The sequence below is a fragment of the Pedobacter panaciterrae genome, from assembly GCF_013204795.1.
Taxonomy (GTDB): domain Bacteria; phylum Bacteroidota; class Bacteroidia; order Sphingobacteriales; family Sphingobacteriaceae; genus Pedobacter; species Pedobacter panaciterrae.
On sequence record NZ_JABMKW010000016.1, the window covers coordinates 119,917 to 139,936 of the forward strand.

At 36.3% G+C, this 20,020-nt stretch carries 20 protein-coding genes; 2 read left to right on the plus strand and 18 right to left on the minus strand.

All coding sequences use genetic code 11. The features are described 5' to 3' along the window. Positions 1–86 precede the first annotated feature (86 nt). The 15 genes from HQN86_RS08470 to HQN86_RS08540 form a co-directional block, all read right to left on the minus strand. A complete protein-coding gene (locus HQN86_RS08470; RefSeq protein ID WP_172660575.1) occupies positions 87–539 on the minus strand; it encodes a heme-binding domain-containing protein in 453 nt (150 codons plus the stop codon). 10 nt (positions 540–549) lie between these two features. Next, a complete protein-coding gene (locus tag HQN86_RS08475) occupies positions 550–1,122 on the minus strand; it encodes a DUF3347 domain-containing protein (protein WP_172660576.1) in 573 nt (190 codons plus the stop codon). Positions 1,123–1,507: 385 nt separating this feature from the next. Beyond that, the gene (locus HQN86_RS08480; protein WP_172660577.1) at positions 1,508–1,999 is read right to left on the minus strand and encodes a hypothetical protein; all 492 of its coding nucleotides are present in this window, start codon (positions 1,997–1,999) and stop codon (positions 1,508–1,510) included. Positions 2,000–2,397: 398 nt separating this feature from the next. Further along, entirely contained in the window at positions 2,398–3,189 is a 792-nt protein-coding gene (locus tag HQN86_RS08485; RefSeq protein WP_172660578.1) for an SDR family NAD(P)-dependent oxidoreductase, read from the minus strand. Positions 3,190–3,235: 46 nt separating this feature from the next. Then, the gene (locus tag HQN86_RS08490; RefSeq protein WP_172660579.1) at positions 3,236–3,817 is read right to left on the minus strand and encodes a TetR/AcrR family transcriptional regulator; all 582 of its coding nucleotides are present in this window, start codon (positions 3,815–3,817) and stop codon (positions 3,236–3,238) included. Between the two features lie 77 nt (positions 3,818–3,894). Next, complete coding sequence (locus HQN86_RS08495) at positions 3,895–4,815, minus strand: helix-turn-helix domain-containing protein (RefSeq protein WP_172660580.1); 921 nt, start codon at positions 4,813–4,815, stop codon at positions 3,895–3,897. Positions 4,816–4,833: 18 nt separating this feature from the next. Then, a complete protein-coding gene (locus tag HQN86_RS08500; RefSeq protein ID WP_172660581.1) occupies positions 4,834–5,667 on the minus strand; it encodes an SDR family NAD(P)-dependent oxidoreductase in 834 nt (277 codons plus the stop codon). 659 nt (positions 5,668–6,326) lie between these two features. Beyond that, a complete protein-coding gene (locus HQN86_RS08505) occupies positions 6,327–7,091 on the minus strand; it encodes a hypothetical protein (protein WP_172660582.1) in 765 nt (254 codons plus the stop codon). Positions 7,092–7,362: 271 nt separating this feature from the next. Then, positions 7,363–7,854 (minus strand): hypothetical protein, encoded by a 492-nt coding sequence (locus tag HQN86_RS08510; RefSeq protein WP_172660583.1) that lies wholly within the window; start codon positions 7,852–7,854, stop codon positions 7,363–7,365. Between the two features lie 66 nt (positions 7,855–7,920). Continuing rightward, entirely contained in the window at positions 7,921–8,322 is a 402-nt protein-coding gene (locus HQN86_RS08515; protein ID WP_172660584.1) for a DUF4345 domain-containing protein, read from the minus strand. Positions 8,323–8,768: 446 nt separating this feature from the next. After that, entirely contained in the window at positions 8,769–9,938 is a 1,170-nt protein-coding gene (locus tag HQN86_RS08520; protein ID WP_172660585.1) for a helix-turn-helix domain-containing protein, read from the minus strand. 291 nt (positions 9,939–10,229) lie between these two features. Then, complete coding sequence (locus HQN86_RS08525) at positions 10,230–10,469, minus strand: RteC domain-containing protein (RefSeq protein WP_262889294.1); 240 nt, start codon at positions 10,467–10,469, stop codon at positions 10,230–10,232. Positions 10,470–11,084: 615 nt separating this feature from the next. Further along, positions 11,085–12,587 carry a hypothetical protein gene (locus HQN86_RS08530; RefSeq protein WP_172660587.1) on the minus strand — a complete coding sequence of 501 codons (1,503 nt, stop codon included), beginning with the start codon at positions 12,585–12,587 and terminating at the stop codon, positions 11,085–11,087. Positions 12,588–12,666: 79 nt separating this feature from the next. Next, positions 12,667–13,815, minus strand: a complete 1,149-nt coding sequence (locus tag HQN86_RS08535) for a hypothetical protein (protein ID WP_172660588.1) — start codon at positions 13,813–13,815, stop codon at positions 12,667–12,669. 357 nt (positions 13,816–14,172) lie between these two features. Further along, positions 14,173–15,138, minus strand: coding sequence for an HNH endonuclease (locus tag HQN86_RS08540; RefSeq protein WP_172660589.1), 966 nt, complete (start codon positions 15,136–15,138; stop codon positions 14,173–14,175). A gap of 119 nt (positions 15,139–15,257) precedes the next feature. Between HQN86_RS08540 and HQN86_RS08545 the strand changes: the two genes are divergently transcribed. Continuing rightward, entirely contained in the window at positions 15,258–16,307 is a 1,050-nt protein-coding gene (locus tag HQN86_RS08545) for a protein kinase family protein (RefSeq protein ID WP_172660590.1), read from the plus strand. 49 nt (positions 16,308–16,356) lie between these two features. Further along, complete coding sequence (locus tag HQN86_RS08550; RefSeq protein WP_172660591.1) at positions 16,357–17,757, plus strand: hypothetical protein; 1,401 nt, start codon at positions 16,357–16,359, stop codon at positions 17,755–17,757. Positions 17,758–18,063: 306 nt separating this feature from the next. On the opposite strand, the gene HQN86_RS08555 is transcribed toward HQN86_RS08550, so the two are convergent. The 3 genes from HQN86_RS08555 to HQN86_RS08565 are packed head-to-tail and all read right to left on the minus strand — an operon-like array spanning position 18,064 to position 20,004. After that, on the minus strand, positions 18,064–18,684 hold the full coding sequence (locus tag HQN86_RS08555) for a hypothetical protein (RefSeq protein ID WP_172660592.1): 621 nt from the start codon (positions 18,682–18,684) through the stop codon (positions 18,064–18,066). A 5-nt stretch (positions 18,685–18,689) separates the two neighbouring features. After that, positions 18,690–19,376, minus strand: a complete 687-nt coding sequence (locus HQN86_RS08560) for a hypothetical protein (protein ID WP_172660593.1) — start codon at positions 19,374–19,376, stop codon at positions 18,690–18,692. Continuing rightward, a complete protein-coding gene (locus HQN86_RS08565) occupies positions 19,324–20,004 on the minus strand; it encodes an AbiTii domain-containing protein (RefSeq protein ID WP_172660594.1) in 681 nt (226 codons plus the stop codon). The genes HQN86_RS08560 and HQN86_RS08565 overlap by 53 nt, the downstream gene beginning before the upstream one ends. Positions 20,005–20,020: the final 16 nt, after the last annotated feature.

Here is a 20,020-nt window from a genome sequence, read left to right on the forward strand (position 1 = left end):
GTTACCGTGCGTTCCTCGTGTTCTACGTTGGTGAGGCCATAAATACTTCTCAACACTATACATACTAATATCAATTTTTTCATGGGCTATTTGTTTGGTGAGCGGCTGATCATTTTTGCTGTCCATTGCAGGATCAACTGCCTATCCTTGGCAGAGAGTAACGCATTTCGGTGGATTAGGGTATAGGATGGCAATGGCATAGTGGGGTCCTTAATACTGCTGGCAATTGATTTCAACTTACTTCGCTGTCTGCGCGCGGAATAACTCCCGAACTGGTTAAAATTAAGCTCAGACTTCCCTTTTCTAATGTGAGAAGACACCCACCAGGCTGCAGGTTGTGAAAATGAGTACCATGGATATCTGGTATTGTCACTATGGCAGTCGTAACACGACTCGCGCAGTATACCCTGCACGGATTCGGGTACAGGGTAAATACGGCTAATGTCTAGTATTGCAGCCTGACCGGATTGATTACGGTCAGGCTGGATGAACTGAATGACTGCCAGCACAAATAGCATTATAAGCAGTATGTTTTTCATTATAAAGAGACTAATTGAATTCCTCTATCATACGACCACAATCTGGCATAGCCTTGCCTAAATACGGATTGTGTATGTCCTTTGTTTCGCTGATCCAGTTTCCGCCTTTTCCTTGATTATACATTGGACAATGGTCAAAATACAGCTTTCGGCCTGGAGTACTTTCTATTTTTACCAATTCGTAAATATCCTGGCTCAGAGTTTCAAAATGTTCCCGCTGATGGTTGATGTTTCCCTCACTGGCACTGATATGCTCGGCATGTTCTTTAGCGTCGTCAGCAATATCACTGAATGCCTTGGACTGTTCAGCATTCAAAGCATTTTTATCAATTATTGTGATTGCCAGCACCAGACTTTTACCGGCCTCGGCTGCTTCGTTATCGTTATCTTTTGTCAAAGCATTTTTTAGTTGTAGATAAGCGTTGATTAATGCCTCAGTGGGCGCCTTGCCTATTGGTTTCGCAACGACTACTGAGGTTAGCGCACTATCAGATGCCTTAGCGGCCGAGGTTGTTTTTTTACCGCTGGTGCAGGCAGCAAGCCATAGGATGGATGCTGCCATGCTGAATATGATTTTTTTCATTTTGATTTTATTGAAGTTGAACTGGTAAAGCCCCGGATACAACAGGGGGCATATTATGTAATTAGTTAATTGTTTTTACACTTTACCGCAATTTAGCATGGGGTCACTCTAATAAGGCCTTTTACGGGTCTAGAACAGCATTTTGATCACTACCAGTATGGTCTTTGACTCCTCGGTTGCTTTCGTTGCTGTTAATGCACCATTAACCTGTAACAAAATGATTATATCCTGATGCATTTTCTCTAGCTCGCACACGCTGGGCAAATACAGTTTGCGCAAAAGCGGTTGCGATTAAGCAAACAAAAAAATATCTATTCATTTTTTCAAGTTAATAATGACCCATCCGGGCAGGCATTTTGCCCTCCAGTGGATATTAAACTTTAAATCAAATCTGAAAACTTTGTATGGCAATCCGTACATCACTGATCGGAGACCGGCAATGCTGCGCGAAATAAGCATTTGGTACATTTGAGGGCAAACGAACCGAAAGAAATTGCCGATGAATAATACCTGGCAATAATATAAATAGTGTAGAAAGTTGGCTTAGATTATCAGTACGTTGCGCCAATTTACTACTTGCAGTCAACTTGGCTACTGCATCCTTGCAACAATTTTCCTTTTTACCGTCTTGTTCCTTATGATGATCTTTATCCTGATGGGAACCTAAATCTACATGCTGATGCTGAATACCCGCTCCGTGTTCATGCCCATGATTGGTTAAGGTTCCATTATGGTTTGCCTGAATTTCAGGTGTTTGCTGGGATGCATTGAAGCCCATATCAATCCCAATTGCACATGCAAAGCCTGTCACCGTATTTAATAAAAACACGATAAGCAGCATTATAGCTTTAATTGGCACTAATTTGCTCTTTGTCATCGATAGGCAAAAGTAATCTAATTCTAATATTACACAAAAAAATAGCAAATTTATCAGTCAAAAACCCCGTATTACAGATGTTTATTGCCATAAAAAAAAGGAAACTACTCATTAGAGTTGTTTCCTTAAGTACGATCAGCAAGAATACTTTGAACATCTAAATCGCTTTCTATTACTTATAAACCCTATAATTGAGGATTTGCAGCGGAAAAATTTCATTTAAAATTCTAGGCGTTGTCAAGGTAATCTTTGAAAGGATACCTTGACAAGACTACTTTAGAACAAAAAAGTTGGCAAATATGAGAGATTGTAGTTTTGGTTTATATTGAAGTTTATATAACCTCAAGTTTCACATTATAAAACTAATACTTTATTTGAATTAACTATTGAAAACAAGATCAAAGTGTCTTCAAAACACCGCCATCAGCCCTCAGGCTTGCTCCGTTTGTAGCTAACGACAAAGGACTGGAAAGATAGGTAGCCAGGTTTGCAATTTCTGCCGGTTCAATAAAGCGTGACAATAGCGAATGGGGATTCGTTTGTTGCATGATACCAACTTTTAACTGCTCCACACTCATATTTTGTATACCTGCAATATGTTCAACGGTTTTAGCTACGCCATCAGAATAAGTCGGCCCGCCTAAAATAGTATTTACCGTAACCTCTGTACCTTTGGTTAATTTCGATAAGCCATTGCCTACCGCCATCATTGCGGCTTTGGTCATTCCGTAGTGTATCATATTATCCGGAACATTAACACCCGACTCACTGCTGATAAAAATGATCCTTCCCCTGTTCTTGCTGAGCATCTTAGGCAATAAGGCCCTTGATAATCTTACGCTGCTCATGACATTGACCTCAAACATGTGATACCAATCGTCATCGCTAGTTTTCGCAAAATCTTTCAGATCAAAAATCCCGACATTGTTAATCAGAATATCGATATCACTTAATTGACTTAACAGGGCTTCTACCTGTGCTTTAACAGAGAAATCAGCTACAATCCCAGATACAATTGCATTTGGAAATTGTTTTTGTAACGCCGCAACTGCAGCATTTATTTTTGCTTCTTCACGACCGTTTATAATGACCTCAGCCTCTTCAGCTAGTAATTGTTGGGCAATAGCAAATCCAATTCCCTGTGTCGCGCCACTGATAAACGCTCTTTTTCCTTCTAGTTTTAAATCCATCTATTTTTATTTTTGTATCGTTCAATACATAATTATTCAAAAAAAATTAAGCTAAAATATCCAGCTGCATTTCTACCTGCGCTGCGAGTACTTTTTCATCAGGATAAATCCTTCTGAGGGTATTAAGGCCACACCAGAAAGTGATTAGGTATCTACCCAAAACTTGCGATGATAATGGGTTTTGCAGGTGACCGAATTCCCTTTCTCTTTCAATTGCGCTCACAAACATCTGCTCCACATCTTTTAGTATTCGAATGGCATCTGCCTCCAGCTCATCATCAATAAAAGTCATTTCTACAACTGTGTTTGCTATGATACAGCCTTTAAAATGATCTGTTTGCTTTGCTTTGGCTATACTCCTGAAAAAGTCTTTTATTAACATCAACGGAAACTCACTTCCTTCCAGTATTTTTCTGAAATCATTAAATGCTTCCCTCCGCTGTTGAATTGCGGCGCTGAAAACTTCCTTCTTTCCTCCTTTAAAGCTGTTGTAAAAACTACCGGAACCTACTCCGGTAGCAGTCAACAAATCGTTTAGCGAGGTTGCCGTATATCCTTTTTTCCAGAAAATTTGTTGCGCTTTGCTCACCAACTCGGCATTCTCAAATAATGTAGGTCTTCCTTTCATTGATATAATCATTTTTGTATTGATTGATACAAAAATAGAAAATCCAACCAATTATTCAAAAACATGAGTAAGAATAATTAATTAAATGACTGGCGATACTGTAAAGGGGTTTGCATGGTTTTTTTCTTAAATAACTTATTAAAAGACTGAGGATACTCAAATCCAAAGCGGTAAGCAATTTCGCTAACATTAAGGCTTGTTGTAGAAAGTAACACTTTTGCTGCCTCGATGATATGATTGTGGATATACTGCAGGGTGCTTTGTCCGGTGAGGCTACGCAACATATCACTTAAGTAATTGGCAGAAAGATTAAGTTCTTCGGCAAGTATTTTGACACTGGGAAGCGTAGGTACAGCCTTTTTATCATTTTCAAAATAGCCAGTAAGGATTTCTTCTAACTTTGTTAAAAGATCGTGATGTACAGCCTTTCTGGTAATGAACTGCCTGTTGTAAAAGCGATTTGAGTAACTAAGTAGTAACTCTACATGCGAAACCATCACATCCTGACTATATTGATCGATATTGTTTTTTAGCTCCTGCTGCATTTGTTTCAGGAGGGAGAAAATAATTTCTTCTTCTTTTACCGATAAATGGAGTGCCTCTGCAACCGAATAGGAGAAAAAACCGTAATCTTTAATACGCTTTGCTAAGTGATAATTCTGGATGAGCACTGGCTTAAATACCAGCATGTAGCCATTAACCGGTTTTCCGTCTGTTTCTCGTACCGAGAACACCTGTCCTGGTTTAGTGAATGTCATGATCCCCTCTTCAAAATCGTAATCCTGTTGCCCGTAACGGAATTTACCGTTTGTACCAGTTTTTATGGCTATGCAGTAGAAATCATTCGTAAAATGCTTCCATACATCACTGTGTTTGTAGCTCAGCAGTGCAAAATCAATCACACTTACCAAAGGATGATCAGGCTTTGAAAGTGCAAATAAACGATGCAGTTCAGAAATCGAACTGATCTGGTAAGGTGATTGATCTGTCTTCTTCATTTCCTCAAATTTAACCAATTAATCGAAGTTGGTGGAAAATGAAAGGTGTTTCCATTGTTCCATTTCAGTTTGCTCGTTTTTCCGGTGTTCCAGAATAGAGTTGTAGCTGTCTGGTCCAAGAACAAGATGAACGGGAGGCTCTTCTGCTTTTACGATTGCATTCAGTGCTTGTGCCAGTTTTTTTGGATCGCCTGGTTGGTGTCCGTTAAAACTGCTCAACATGGCTGCATGCTCTTTTTTACCGTAACCGATCACATCTTTTTTGGCCACAACTAGCGTATAATCAGACATGAAATTAGTACGGAACATACCTGGAGCCACCACAGTAATCTTAATGCCAAAGGGTTTGACTTCTTGTGCCAATGCTTCTGAAAGACCTACAACAGCAAATTTAGCCGCATTGTAACTTCCGGTATTGGCGTAACCCATATAACCCATATTTGAAGCTATGTTAATGATGTGTCCGGATTGCTGTTTTCTAAGGTACGGTAGGACATGACGAATAATGTTCACCGTTCCAAAAACGTTAACCTCCTGCGTTTTACGGAATTCTTCTTCAGAAATTTCTTCCAAGCTCCCCACCAGATAATAACCGGCATTGTTTAATACCACGTCCAACCTTCCAAAATGTACAATGCTTTTGTATATGGCATCGCTAACGGCTCCGTCGTTAGTAATATCTAATGCCAGAGGAAGAAAGTTTTCGCTAGTTTCGCCAAGGCTGCTCATGAGTTCGTTAACATTCCGTGAAGTAGCCACCAGTTTGTCGCCATTTGCCAATACCAGTTTGGCAGTTTCAAGCCCCATCCCTTTGGATGCACCTGTGATAAACCATACTTTTTGTGTATTCATTTTTTTAATTTTGATTGTGGTACAAAATTCGGCTAACACGGTCTGATAAAATTATCCATTTTACTGACATATGTATCCAATTTCAGGATCAGTGAATTCAAGATGAATGACTGATTTTTAGCTGAGCGCTACAAACATGCATTAGTAGCCATGTGATTATAACCTATTATAAACGAGAAGTTTATCTACACCGGCTATCTTTGAATAAAAAATATTCAAAGATAATCCTCTAATGCCCCACAATTGTAAAAACCTTTAGGAGAAATACTTTGAACAAGCTTGATGATATTGAAAACAGTGATTTTTAAATAAAAATTGGACTTTGAAATGTTCAAAGTCCAATTTATGCCCTTAGGGGGGTTATTTTGAACAGTACTCACAGATGGACTGAATTCAAAAAAATTTTATGATGATTTAAAGAAAATAGCTGATTTGAAACAACTTGTTTTGAGTGAACCCCTTAGTAGAGATTTTAAGCTAAAATATAGATGTAATTACAAAAAGGAATAAGATTAAAAACAGCCATAAAACTAGATTTGAGCAAGAAAACAAGTTAAAAAATATAGCAATAAATAATTTGGCTTAAATCTAGTTTTCTATCTATTGAATCCCGAGTCGGATTTCGTTGTTCTCTTTTAACCAGTCTGACTAATCCTTCGCTACTCATAAATCACATAGTTTACCTTATCAACACCTGTATTACCTGTCTTTTCATCATAAGCATACAAGATCAGTTCGTAGTTTCCAGCACAGCTAATTAGATAACTGCCCTCAAATAGATTTGTCGAGATCAATGACATTTTAATGTCCTTGATATATTTTCCGTCTTTTTTTAGTATGCTTTTCACTTCGATTTCGTCGGAGTTCCAAATTCCACCTTTATCGATGACGCATCCGCACATCATTACAACATTAGCCCGAATTTGGAGTAGCTTGTTCTTAATGGCATTCAGGGCTATGTATTGGTGGGTTCGCGGTTTCAATATGTCGATGATGAACCCCGGTATTTCTAATATAATTCCTTCCCCCAAAATATCCCGTCCAGGAATCAACCATAACTCGGTGCTTACTTTCACTTGAGCTTGTCTATAATTAATTGGGGAGGCCACCTCGATGTTGATGAATGTAGGTTCGTCAATATCAATATTCGCCAGGAAACATGCTGTTTGGGCATCCACAATGGAACTTTCTCTCATTTTGGGAGCTTTCATGATCAGATCTGTATTACCCGTGCTGCCAGTCGTTTTGCCTTCCGCTAAAATCTGCTGATTTACCTTGTTCCTGATAATTACGTAAGCACCGCCAAGGGAGCTACCTATGAACTTTGCATCTTTTGCTTTTGCTCTTATTACTATTTTTGTTTTAGTGGCAGAAACACAGATACAAGAGAAAAGAAATGCTGTAACAAACATTAGTACCTTCATGAGCTTTTTGATTTTTAGAATTCTTGTTTGAACCTATTATAAAAGGGGTGTTTTTCAATTCCAGATCTATGTTGTCGAATGGTATTGACTTGTGGATACTCCGCTGTGTAGTACGCCTCGATTCCGCCACAAAGTGGCTCTGCGTCACTTTTGCTGAAATATAAAAAAACTATAAAGCTAAAAGTCAACCAAAAACAAAAGTAAAAAAGAACCTGATCATGATTTATGATACAGGCTCTTTTTATCGATGAACTTGTTCCATCAATTAGACTTATTTATTTGATCCATATGTGAGTGTTTTACTATGAGATTGGTCTACTGCAACCACCACATTTTCATTCGTTTCCACCTTGCCATTAATTTCAGCTTTGTAGCTGACAGTTATCGGGCCACCCTCTAAATTAGAGACACTAACGTTCAATCCCCCAAAATCAAATGGTTTTACGGTTTCGAACACATAAGTTTTTGTGGTGCCTATAAAACTTTTCTCGTCTATTATTATACTGTTTTGATTACCTTGCGAAGTGCCATTCATTTTCCAAACAGGCGCTCCATACTGGCTTGCATCATGGTTTCCGGCACTTACCTGAAAATCTACCTGATCGTTTTGATCAGCTCCTGTTACTGTAACGGTCATTTTCATTGAAATTTTATTCCCGTCATCCGGGTTATCTCCAGATTTCTTTTTGCATGATGCTAAAGACAAAACACCTAGTAATATGACCATAACTGTTAATAAAGATTTTTTTGAGATTGATTTCATAATTGTTTTTTAAGATTTGTTATTATTTGATTGTTTTTCATGTGTAGTAAAAGTATTGCTAACCTATTATCTAAAGGGTCTGTAAAACAGCAGTAATACTAAAGCCAAAATGCCTAAAGTAGACTCTATGACCAACCATTGCGAACCAAATTCGCCCAAAGGCCCATCAACCAAGATTGTTATCAATCTAGAGATAGAATAGGCTAACCAAAACAGTGAAAGAAAAATGAGTGCCTTTTTTACATCCTTTAACAAAAGGTGAACTAGAGAAAAGCAAATAACTAAACCAACGCCACCATATATACCTCTTATGGAACTTATAGCATCTGTATTAGATAGTCGCGTAGCTACCAAATCCATAGTTCCCTGCGGATTATAAATTGATAAAACACTAACATAAGCGATACTGAAGATTGAAAAACCGATATAAATTTGACTACTGATTTTGGTGATTTTCTGTGTATTCATTATTGATTTTAACTACTGGTTATTTTTAAAAAGTCCTGTACTTTCATTCGTGCAAAGGATGTCTAAACCACTAGGAGTGCCAGAAGCTAGGGTACACTTATACTCAATGCTCGTATTTTTTAGGTAAACCTTAGCAGGGTCGTCAGCGTCGCTTTTTTTGCAGGATACATTGTTAACAATCATTGTAGAAGTCATTGTGGCAAATAAAATAAGTTTTGTTTCATGGTTTATTATTTAAAACTCCAGTGTTTTGAATGCAAAAATGAAACATTGAGAAATGTCAATCGCCCCACGAGGCTTCGTGGCACCTCTTATTGATTTAGAATAATGCGTTATTTAAAGTGGTGAAATACTTTAAATACCTGACAATAAACAACATAAATCGCTTTTAAAATAAACCTATTATAGCGAAGAAATAACTGAATAATAATAAGAAAACGGAGGACCTACAACGCCTTGTGGTATATTAGGTCGGTTGGTTTTCTGAAAAAATCTGAAGGAGATTTACCCGTGAATTTGCGAAAATTGCGATTGAATGAAGATTTAGAATTGAAGCCACAATCAAAAGCTATCGATAGCAGTGTATAGTTTTGGTTTTTCTCATCAGCAATCATTTTTACAAATTCATCTACCCTAAGTGAATTGATATAGTCGTAAAAACCCTTGTTAAATTTAGAATTGATCACTTGCGATAGCACAGCATCTTTTAGCTTTAAGGATTCGGCTAACTTACTTAGTGTAAGTTCCGCATTTTTATATAGTTTTTCTTGTGCCATTATCCTGTTAAGTTGCTGAAAAATACGTTCAGCTTCGGCATCCGTAAGTGAAGACCAGTCGTATTTTATTTTATTGAGCATTAATGCCGCGTTAGCGGGCTCTTCTAAAAGGTTTTCTTTTTGAGCAGAAAAGTTGGGATGTTCAGCAGCAGAGCGGGATGAGGCATTGGCGGTTTTGAATATTTGCTGTTGGCGTACACCAAAAAAACCGATGAAGCAGATGTACAACGAGGCACTGAAATAGATACTCTCTGCTGTGGGATAAAAAATAACAAAGACCCAAATTCCAGCGATGCCTGCAATCAGGTAGCGTAGCCAATTCAAGCTGATTTTATCTGTAGTTGAAAATTCTTCGCTTATTTTTTTCTTATATCGATGCAGTAGAACAATTGCGGCTGATACATAAATAATTCCCGAAATGATTATGCAAATATTGGTGATGATTCCAATGGTTTTATAGTAAGGCGAGGAAAAGCCCTGGTCATAAAGCAATAGCTTTTGCGCTGGGTTTTGTAGCAAAAAAGACATCCATAAAAGATAGGCAAAGGCAACAGGTAAAAAATGAAATAGCTTTTTCTTGCTAAATATTATCGGTGTGGTTAGATGAAGGATATATAGATACAAAAAAGGCCCATGCACAAATGCTAATAAATCTCCCCAGCCTATTAAATTGGGGAATTGGCAATAGTTTCCTGAAACCTGCAAATATAAACTGGCTAAGTGAAGCGTTGCTACCAGCTGCCAAATCATGAGTAGTTTATCTGCAGTTATTTTGTTAGGCTTAACTGCTAATAGTACGAACAAGTATAAAGAAATTGCAATACTGGTGAAGTATAACATGCTGTTATTTTGTATGGATGGCTAGATGTTATTGGTCAAACAAAAATATGAAATATATTCAAGTTCTTGACCATTGGTTGCAGACAGTAGCTTAAAATCAGCTTTTTGCCTTTGTTTGAAAAAAACTATTAAAGCAAAAAGCCAACTTTCGTTGAGGCTTCTCGTGATCCGCGGGGATTCGAACCTAGTTCAAACATCAGCGTTTAAATAGTATTTGACATGGTTTATACCAGCCCCAAAGTCATGCACTTCCAACAAGCACTCAAAACCAAAAAAATGGCCAATACACCCCTACAGCTCATCTTCCCCATCCATGTAGTCCAGCAAAACCTGACGCATCTGGTCTAAAAAGTGTGTACGTGATAACCTTTTCCGGCGCTTGATCTCCCTGAAACGGTTCGCCGGAATACCAATTTCCGTCAGCGAAGCCCTATCCTTACCCAATTGCCTCGACAAATAAATCGCATAACCTAATTCCACCAGGTTAATCATCTCCCCCGTCCAATCAAACCATTTCTTATTCGAAGCCATACCCACAGCAACACCAGCCGAAGCCGCTGCTCTTATCTATCACATTAACAGAAGGTTAAGGCATAAAAAAACGGAGTGAAAATTCCTGAAAACTTTCACTCCGGTGATGTACCAATTCTGAGGATTACCTAGAACATTTAAAAGTGTTTTGTGAGATCCTAGAGCCTATAATTGAGGATTTGCGTTCGAAAAAATTTATTGATTTTTAAGAGTACAGTCCGCCAAGTCTTATTTTTCAACCTCCGTAAGGTACTCTAGTTTGAATTAAAAACTTGGCGGAACTCAAATATTTTTGTATTAAAAATCGATTCATTTGCCTTAGAATTTTAACCACTCAATTAAGATCTTCAGCACAGGAATGACTGCTGAAATTATCTTCAGTAGAAGTATTAACATTTCAGCCCAGCCATTTAAATAACAGTTCTTTCTTGGCTTCTCGATGGATTTCAAATGAATCGATGTCTTTAGTCTTTTGTAAAATAATTTTTTCATACCTATTTCGAAATGATTTTTATTGTCATGCCGTAAAGGTGTTAGAAAAACAAAGTCTAAAACAGTTGCACAGGGTTGCGCAACCCTATATTACAAGACTAAAGATCAATAACTTAAATCGATTTATTTTTCTGAATCTTTTTTTAAAAACTGCAACATGTGCAACAATTTCTCCTTGACCAAATCCATATCTTTTGGATTAGGAGAATCCATTTTATTTTTGACGCTGTCTGAACTTATATCTCCTTGACGTGATGTATCAAAATTATCAGCTATGAAATTATAAACTTCAGTTTTCGCTTTAAAGCTTATCAACTTTTCATCCATCATTAATTTAAAGAAATATGCCAACTGGCCAACAGTAAGTTCAGATCGGATTTTTTTTCTTAAAGAAGTCTTTTCCGCAGAATCTCCCCTGCCAGCTTTATCATTAATAAAAGTCAAAGCTTCATAAAGAGTTTCTCCATAATGGTAATTATAAAAATCATGCTGAATTGCCTCGGTATCACCATTGAAACCTTCTTCAAATGCATCGTGAAACTTTGGGACATCTGATATGAGTACTTTATTTAGTTCACTAGAAATAAATGGGCTTGGGTCGAATATCTCTATTTCTGTCGTTTCATATTTTTCTAGCCATTGATCTATAGAGCTCCGATAGACATTAATATTCTTTAGAAATTCCTTACAACCAAACTCCAATCGCTCTAAATACGCGGCTCTCGAAGTCTTTTCGAGCCCAATTAGGTTATCCAAAATTTCCTTTTTTAAATGTTTTAGATTTTCCCTCCATTGGTACACATAATATGCTACAGAATGCTTAACTGGGTAATTGTATTCTAAAGAATTAATAAAAATCTCGAAATTTTCAAAACAGGGTTTACCCTGATCTTTTAAAAGCATATTATTTATATTGTTAACATGTAACTTGATATTTCTAAGGCTCTCGCCTTGGAGTGCATTGAAAATGTAGAATTTAAGTTGGTATAATTTATCTTCGACCTCACCTGCTGCTGACTTAGTGAATTTCATTGGAACTTCACCTAAAATTCCCCAAATTTTCGTGAGCATTTCTAGGAAGCGTTTTTCAGGCATAATATCTCTGGTTCGTATATCCCAGCTATCACGATTGTATTTGCCGTATTTTTCATTGAAGGCAGTCGTTTTCTCTACATCTTCAGCAGTTAAAAAGCCTATACCTTTATTCAGAAATGCCATTTCTGGAGCATCATAATCAGTAGGAATATCCGGTTCTTTATTAAAATAGCTTATCCGGCCATCAGGTTGGAGCTCTAGGATGAAAAAATCAGTCAGTGTTCTGTAGAATGCATCCATATCTTTCCAGGCAAGCTCATGATCGCGGATAAATTTCAACATGGACTGATAATCGGCATAATCATTAACACCTGAATCGTTTATTTTTTTAAGTATATTATCTACATATATCGTCTGCGATCCAGCGGTTTGATTCAACAGATTGAGTGAGATCTCTTCTTTAAAATCCTCTTCTGCAATAGACACTTTAACATTGAACTCCGATAGCCTTCGATATTTAATATATGAATCTGGGCTTGTGTAACTTACTGTTCGAAAATACTCTAGTTCTTTATTCTTGCCTTTTTCCATTGTAACTGTCAAAAAAGTTTGTTTTTATGTAACCTTGTTGGAATTTACGTCAGGTAACTCAAAGCCTAAATCAAAAAAATCAGAAGGGTAAATCATTAATTTCAAATGTAAAATTGCCAGTGTACCTTAGATAACAAAATAACCAGTTTTTTGCGATTTCATAAACCTCCTGATTATTATTTAGATAATCTATTAGCTTTTCCGATGCACTGAATTCTAATATTATCTTATTTTCTTCATTATCAAAATGGAAGTCGAAATATCTAAAATCGCTATCAATGACATCTACTTCATCAGAAACTTGCCACTTAATTTCGCTTACCAGCTCATCTCCATAATCTTCAATTAAAATAGCCCTTGCTTGGTAGCTCTCGAAGATTTCCTGGGAATAGAAATTAGGTATACCCTTTTTTATTATCTCACAGTTCAAATCATGTAGTAAATTAAAGTCTGCTACAACTTTATCAATAGCTGAAAATTTAGTGAAAATTATTCTACTGTTATGTTCGCTTTTATTGACAATAAAGCGGTTCACATAATTAATATTTTCAATTTCCCTTTCAACAAGCTCATCCCCAGAACATTCAATTTCAATGAATTTGTTTACATCTGCCACGGCAAGCAGATTTATGTTGTAAAAGTAATCTTTGTCATCTCTTCTTGTTGGCAATGATTCTAGCTCATAAGCCTGAGATTTAATTAGGGTTATGATACTTTCATAGATGCCCGTATCGTTAGCCAGCTTATTGGTAGCTTGCTTATTATCGTATTCCCTGAAAGCAAAAACTGTTTTATCGTACTCAAATAAAGAATCTATCTTACTAAGCTTATCTTGGTCACAGAACTTCATATCTGAAAACTTACCAGAAAACAAGTGATTCACAATTTTAGAATTGCTCCAATATGTATAAGGCCTGATATCCAAGTTCAATTTTGTAGATGGTGCATCTCTGGTTAAAAATACCCAGTCTTTGAAAGCACTTTTTTTGCAGCTTACTATAATCGTGGTATATACAACAGCATCATCGTATTCTCTAACCCTATAAGCTAGTAAATCGATTTCTCTTTGTATAGGTTGTACATCATCCAAATAGAATCGATTGTGTATAACAAACCAATTATTGTTTTCCAAGATTGTCGCGACATTATGTTCCAAGATAAAACCAGTTTTTTCTTGGAGTTCCTCTGCGATACTCTTTTCTTCTTTTCCAGCTTTTTGTTTTAGCATTATCTTATGACATTTGTCCTAATTAGATCAGACATCTAAAATTTCTCTGCAAATAACTAAAAAATACATTCGCATCTAAATTAAGCATAGAAATTATTAATAACAGATTAACTTTTGACAACTAAACCTACAAAATGAAGTTTTGAGGTATAATAATTTTAAAACTCTTAAATAGAAATCCTAAAAATCATTTAAACCCACTGAAGGACTTTGGATGTTCTGTTTTGAAAGAAGATACCGCATTGAAAACAATCACTATTATTATAGACAGCCTCATGTAAGATACAGTTAGAAAAGTGAAAAAGTACTAAACCTAAATACTTTACCTAGTGATAATCACGGGATAAATCCAATCATTTATCCATTCATTTGTCTATTACCTATGATATCAAGGACTCTTTGATACCTGTTAGTATAAGATTTAAGAAAACTTCCTGATATTAAATGTAAATCTTCAAAATGTTGTCTAGTAAGTCGTATTGTAATGTTTTTGTCCAACTCTTTATTATTTAACAGATCTTTGGAATAGGTTTCTTTAATTTCAGGTCCATTATAATCCATGTTAAAAACTACAATTGCATTCTCAAAATTAAAAAGTTCAATGTACGCATATAGTATCCGATACTGTTTGTCACCACGAAGATGAATAATATGAGATACCTCTTCCGGTCCAAGCTCATGTATATTATAATTATTAGGAAAATAGTAAAAATGAATATTATCTTCTTTACTCCCCTTTATAAATGCAATAACCTCCCCACAAAATTGAATATCATAGCCTTTAAATAAATACATATTTAAACACATCTTAACTATTGAGCGAAAGAAAATTCTTCCACCAAATTTTCGGTTCCCATTCTCGTCTGTAAATCTGTTAAGAATGTTAAATCGCTCTTTACTTGGCAGTTCAGAGGATTCAACAAAAAAGACTTCTTGTTTTCTTGATAGCTCTTCTTTCTTCCTTTTTAAAAGCTTGGCAAATTTGGATTCGGTTTCGAACAATACCACTTCTTTACCCTTGACCTTATATCTTAATTTATAATATGGCTTTAATTTTAATCCAACTTCTTTAATTTCACCAGAGGATGAGATCATTTTAATTCTGGGTTCTGCAGCGCCCCTGTCTCTATTGACTCCCAATAGAGATGATATTTCAGCAAGCTGACCACTCAATTCCGCATCTATTGTATCCCCAAACTCGCTATTACATTTTTTACACAACAACTCACTGGAAACGAGATTTCCACCGACACTGTTGTTGATAATGTGTTCCCGTGATGAATTCTCCTTTGTAATTTGGTTTCCACAGCTATAACAGTCCATAAATTAAGAGTTGAAATTCGAAATTAACTTAAAGTGGACGAATGAACAATAAAATCATCAGATTAATGTCGGCAACTATTAAGATTTAATTAGTTTAGTCATTAATAAAAAAATGCATCATGATTAACGACCGAGAACTAGAGAAAACTAAATTGCGTGAAGAGAATGCCAATATTTTGGCAGAATTTAAGAAAACCTATCCTCATAAATATGAGATACTCGATGAAACGCCCCTTGGAATGGGGGCCTATGGAGCAGTATACAAAGCGCTGGATATAGATAGGACGTTGGAAGTGGCAATTAAAATTCATCATAAAGGAATTGCTCCTGAAGGATCGGCAAGAGGCTGGGCAATATCAACAATGACAAATCATCCTCAAGTTGCAAATACATACACCATTGAAACATTTGAAAATCAGGATTTAAAAACTTGCAAAGCTGTAGTTACAAAACTAATACCCGGTGTACCTCTCCAAAAATTATGGGACAATATTGAAGAACTCTCCCCAGCAAACCGGGAAATTATCCAGGAAGACCTTGCACATTCATTAATACCTTCAATACTTAATGCTTTACGTTTTTGCCATGTTTTAGGATATGGTCATGGTGACCTCCATGCTGGAAATGTAATAACCTTTTTGAGTGATTTGGACAAAAGATATATACACAACGCTATTCTGATTGATTTTGATAATTCTTCAATTCGTGGAGAAATTCTATGCTCAAATGAAAATGAAAAGATAGAAAAGGATTATAGGGCTGTAAAACGCATGATATCACAAACAATAAGTGATTGGTATCACTTCGATGTCCTTAATATTTTGGTAGAAGCATATGATGAAGTATGTAATCTCTTTATTTCCTGGGAAAAAGTCATGCAGTTTATAGATTTAAGTAAAACCAACGGATTTAATAAAAACGTGATATTCACTTTTCTGAAATCCCTTATTGGTCTGGAAGTGACCAAAGAAAACTTACAACCAATTCTTACCTCAATTGCACAGCTGTGCAAGAAGCTAAATAAAGAGGAGGATTGCAAATGGGCTATCGAAGATTTTGATGAAGCTTACCAACAATATGAAAACCTATCAGAAATGCGACTAGAAATGACAATTATTGAAAATGCAGAAGTTAAGACAACATTTTATAAAAAACTGTTTGGTGGATAATTCAAACTTCGAACAAAATTTAAACATGAAATAAACAAATCTTAGTACTATGATTAGGATATATATGGATTGGAATGTAATGAGCCAAATGAAAGCTGGCAGACACACAGAATTTTCTGGAATCGTTGCCGACAATGACAAATTCTTCAAGCTCTACTCCACTTCACATATAGGAGACATCGCAGCAAGCAACCAACAAGAATCAAATAAATCGAATATAGATTCAGACCTGAATTTTATATCAAAGTTAACCGGCAACTACTGTGTATATAATACCGGCAAAGAAGTAATTATTGCAAACAGATCTCCACAAGATTTATACGCCGACAGAACAGATGTTAAAGATATCCTGAACATCCTGGATTTTGATATAAGTGAGATAATTACCAGCACGGAAGACCAGGAAATTGCCAAACTGATCAAGCCAGCACTAGACTCGTTAAGGAATTTACCTGTCGATGATGTATTCAGACAAGCATTTGAGAACCCTGAAACGGCAGCTCAAATGAAACAATTCCTACCTGATCTTGAAAATAACTATACGATTAAGGGACTTTTAAACTCCATCTTAAACATGTTCAATAGGCTCAATGAACGGGGAGATTACAAACAACTTCGTGAAATAGTGCAAAGTGGAGTTAAAATCAATAGAGACAGGCTTTTTGACAACTCGGCCCCCTATAAGATGATCAATAACAGCTATCAGAAACTGGGGATTACCTATCCCGATATCACTACTTCAAATCCGAATGCACCAGACTGGTACAATGAACTCACCAATGAGTACCTAAAATTAGATATGCATGGCTATCAGGAAGACCAGATAAAAATTGACAAAGGAAGGAAACAGACTTTTCGCAATACAATTGAAGATGCCTTTCATACCGCATATGCCACAACTTGTGATTTTTATATTACCAGTGACAAAAAGAATTATAAAAAAGCACAAATGATCTACGAAAACTTTGGCATGAATACGCTTGTCTTGAACCCCGAAGAGTTTGTTCAGCATTACAAAAACTGGCTTCATTTCAATGGAGATAGAGTTCTAAATATCATTCCTGCAATTCTCGAGCATGTAGAACCCAGGATCAGTAAAGATGGTAACCAGCGCACCTATTTTGGCTGTTTTTTTCTATTTGACTACTTCAACAAAATTTATCAGATTAACAGCCGTGAAGCCGAAGGTAGCAGTTTCCTAATACTTTCAAGAGAAAAACCTACAAATTCAAAACATTTATTTGGCAACGAGCTCGATGCCCTTATCCAGAAACTCCTGTTAATCTTTGGTAAGGATTTGGAACTACTTGACAAATTAGAAGAAACTGAAGCGGCCCTCATCAAAGATGGCAACTGGTCGGGCAGAAAGTGGATTCATAATGGTTTATGCTATAATCTAAGGATCTTAAATGGCTATTTACAATTCTATATTTCAAAGAGCACCGAGTGATGACAGGATTATTTTTATATTATTGAGTAAAGTAAACCATAGAATATATTCATCCCAAACTTGATGGAGTACAATCAAAAAGCCGAACTCTCTGATTAAAAAAACAGGAACTATTTTAGCAAGCGAAAGAAGAACGGAGAGCAAAAGAAATTGGTTCAAGTTATGACAACAGTATCAAAGCAATTAAAGCTAGGTCAATCATCTTTTGCCAATGAACATAGCCTCAATTAGATTTGATGTAATTTATTTCTAAACTGTTCAAACATCCGTTTTTTACAAAAAACTTAGTGGATAAACTAAATAGCTTTATAACCCATAATACTTTTTTAGTATTTCAGTCAATATACCTCCCGCTGTAGCGAGCCCAATATTCCAGGTACCTTCCATCGATTTATCGAGCATTTTCCTAATCCAGTTTTTGGCAGAGGGGCCAATAGAATTCTCAACCGGGACTTCCGTTTGAACAATATTGACAATTTCAGTTATTTCAGCTTCATTCACTTCATGTTCTCTTAAATCCTGTTTAAACAAGTCAAGATCGCCTTTACCATTATTAAAACTTGCATGAATTGTATTATAATCCCCAGTATTGATTACATTTTGGTTACCAGTGGAATGAATATTAATATGAGGTCGGGAAGTCATTTTCTGCTTTTCATTTTCCCTTTTTAATTCTCCTTGGAAACCTCCATTTTCAAGAAAAATGTAAGCAGATGAATCTAAGATCATTATATAGGGTAAATCCTTATCCTCAACGTCCTGCGTAGTGATCAAACCCCTACTCTTTAAAATACTGATCAGCCCGATCGCACTTTTTTCATTAGGTACCACATTTAATACCAACTCCCCATCAAGGTAAATACCATCTCCAAATGCACTCAATATATTATCCAGATTTTTGCACTGGTTTTCGTTAAGAACCTTCATTCTTTTTAGTTTTTAGTAAAAATAAGTTGAAAGAGAGAGATTACAAGGGAACCGACAGAGGATACATTTGCTCCAATAGCCAAAGCCCGCTCAACAGTCGATGTTACAGGTGTTCCTGACCTAGACTCCTCAATAAGCTGACTAAAAACAACTATAGCAGCCTCTTTTTCGGCTTTTGCTAAACTCAAATCATTTCTCAAAGTATAGATGATCTCTTCAGCCTTATCCTCTACTTTTCTTTTTTCAATCGAATTGGATAGTGTAAAGTTGTTACTATTACCAGTGTTGATCACATTACCATTTCCGGTCGAATTGATGTGGATATGATTTATCGGAGCAAAATGTTCCGTTGGCTTCTCTGGAGCGTTATGTGCCTGCTCAACCTCCTTAATTCCTTCATGGCTGATTTTGATCGTTCCTCCAAGACCGTGAGAGTTAATCAGACCTTCGTCCCTCAGGTAGTTAACCACATCGGAAGTTTTACCAGAATCGAAACCAAGTTCCCTTCCCATTTCGTGCATACTGAATACTGCATTCTGACTACCGTTTGATTCTATGTAGAGCTTATTAAGGAAGTTAAACCTATCTTGCTTAATCTTTGTTAAATCCATATTATAATTACCCGTGTTTCTGATTAGTTTATACAGAGGCACCAGAAAAAGTATTTCCGTTTCCTGTATTGATTGTAGCATTGTCACCCTTATTTTCGATCTGGTAGATATCTCCTATGAAGTAGTTAATAGTTGAGCCAATCTGTGCTTTAGTATTCCTATCTGCTCCCTTTTCATCTACCTGCGAAAAATCTTCTTCAAGCTTTAAAAGGAGGTCTAGCAGTTTTGTTCTGATAATTGTCGTCATTCCCTTTAGCTCAGAGGTTGCAACCAACTGATTACATTTGACAACCTCAAAATCATATTTATTTGTTTTTGCCTCATTTGACAACGCCTTTAGCACATCAGCAGCAAAGCCTTGTCCAATATATCCGTTACCAGAGTGCCTATTTACAATATCCTGTAATTGCCCAACGCTATGATCGAAACGTCTTTTTATTAGAATTTTAACAGTATCATCGTTAAAACAGGAAAGTGGTAGCGCTACTTCTTTGGTCAATCTTCCAGATTGTTTCATTACTGCTAGAACTGAAGTTCTTGCAAAACGGTAATAAGGAATGGTCTCTTCAGGACTGTAGCCATTTAGTTCTTTCTTAGCCCAGTCAGTAAGTTCATTATTACCAATCCTTTTTGCAAAGACCATTGTTTTTAGCAGTGGTTTTGTCAGATCATCTTCGGAAGTCAATGCGTCAATTATTTCGCTTACCATTTTCAAATATAATGAT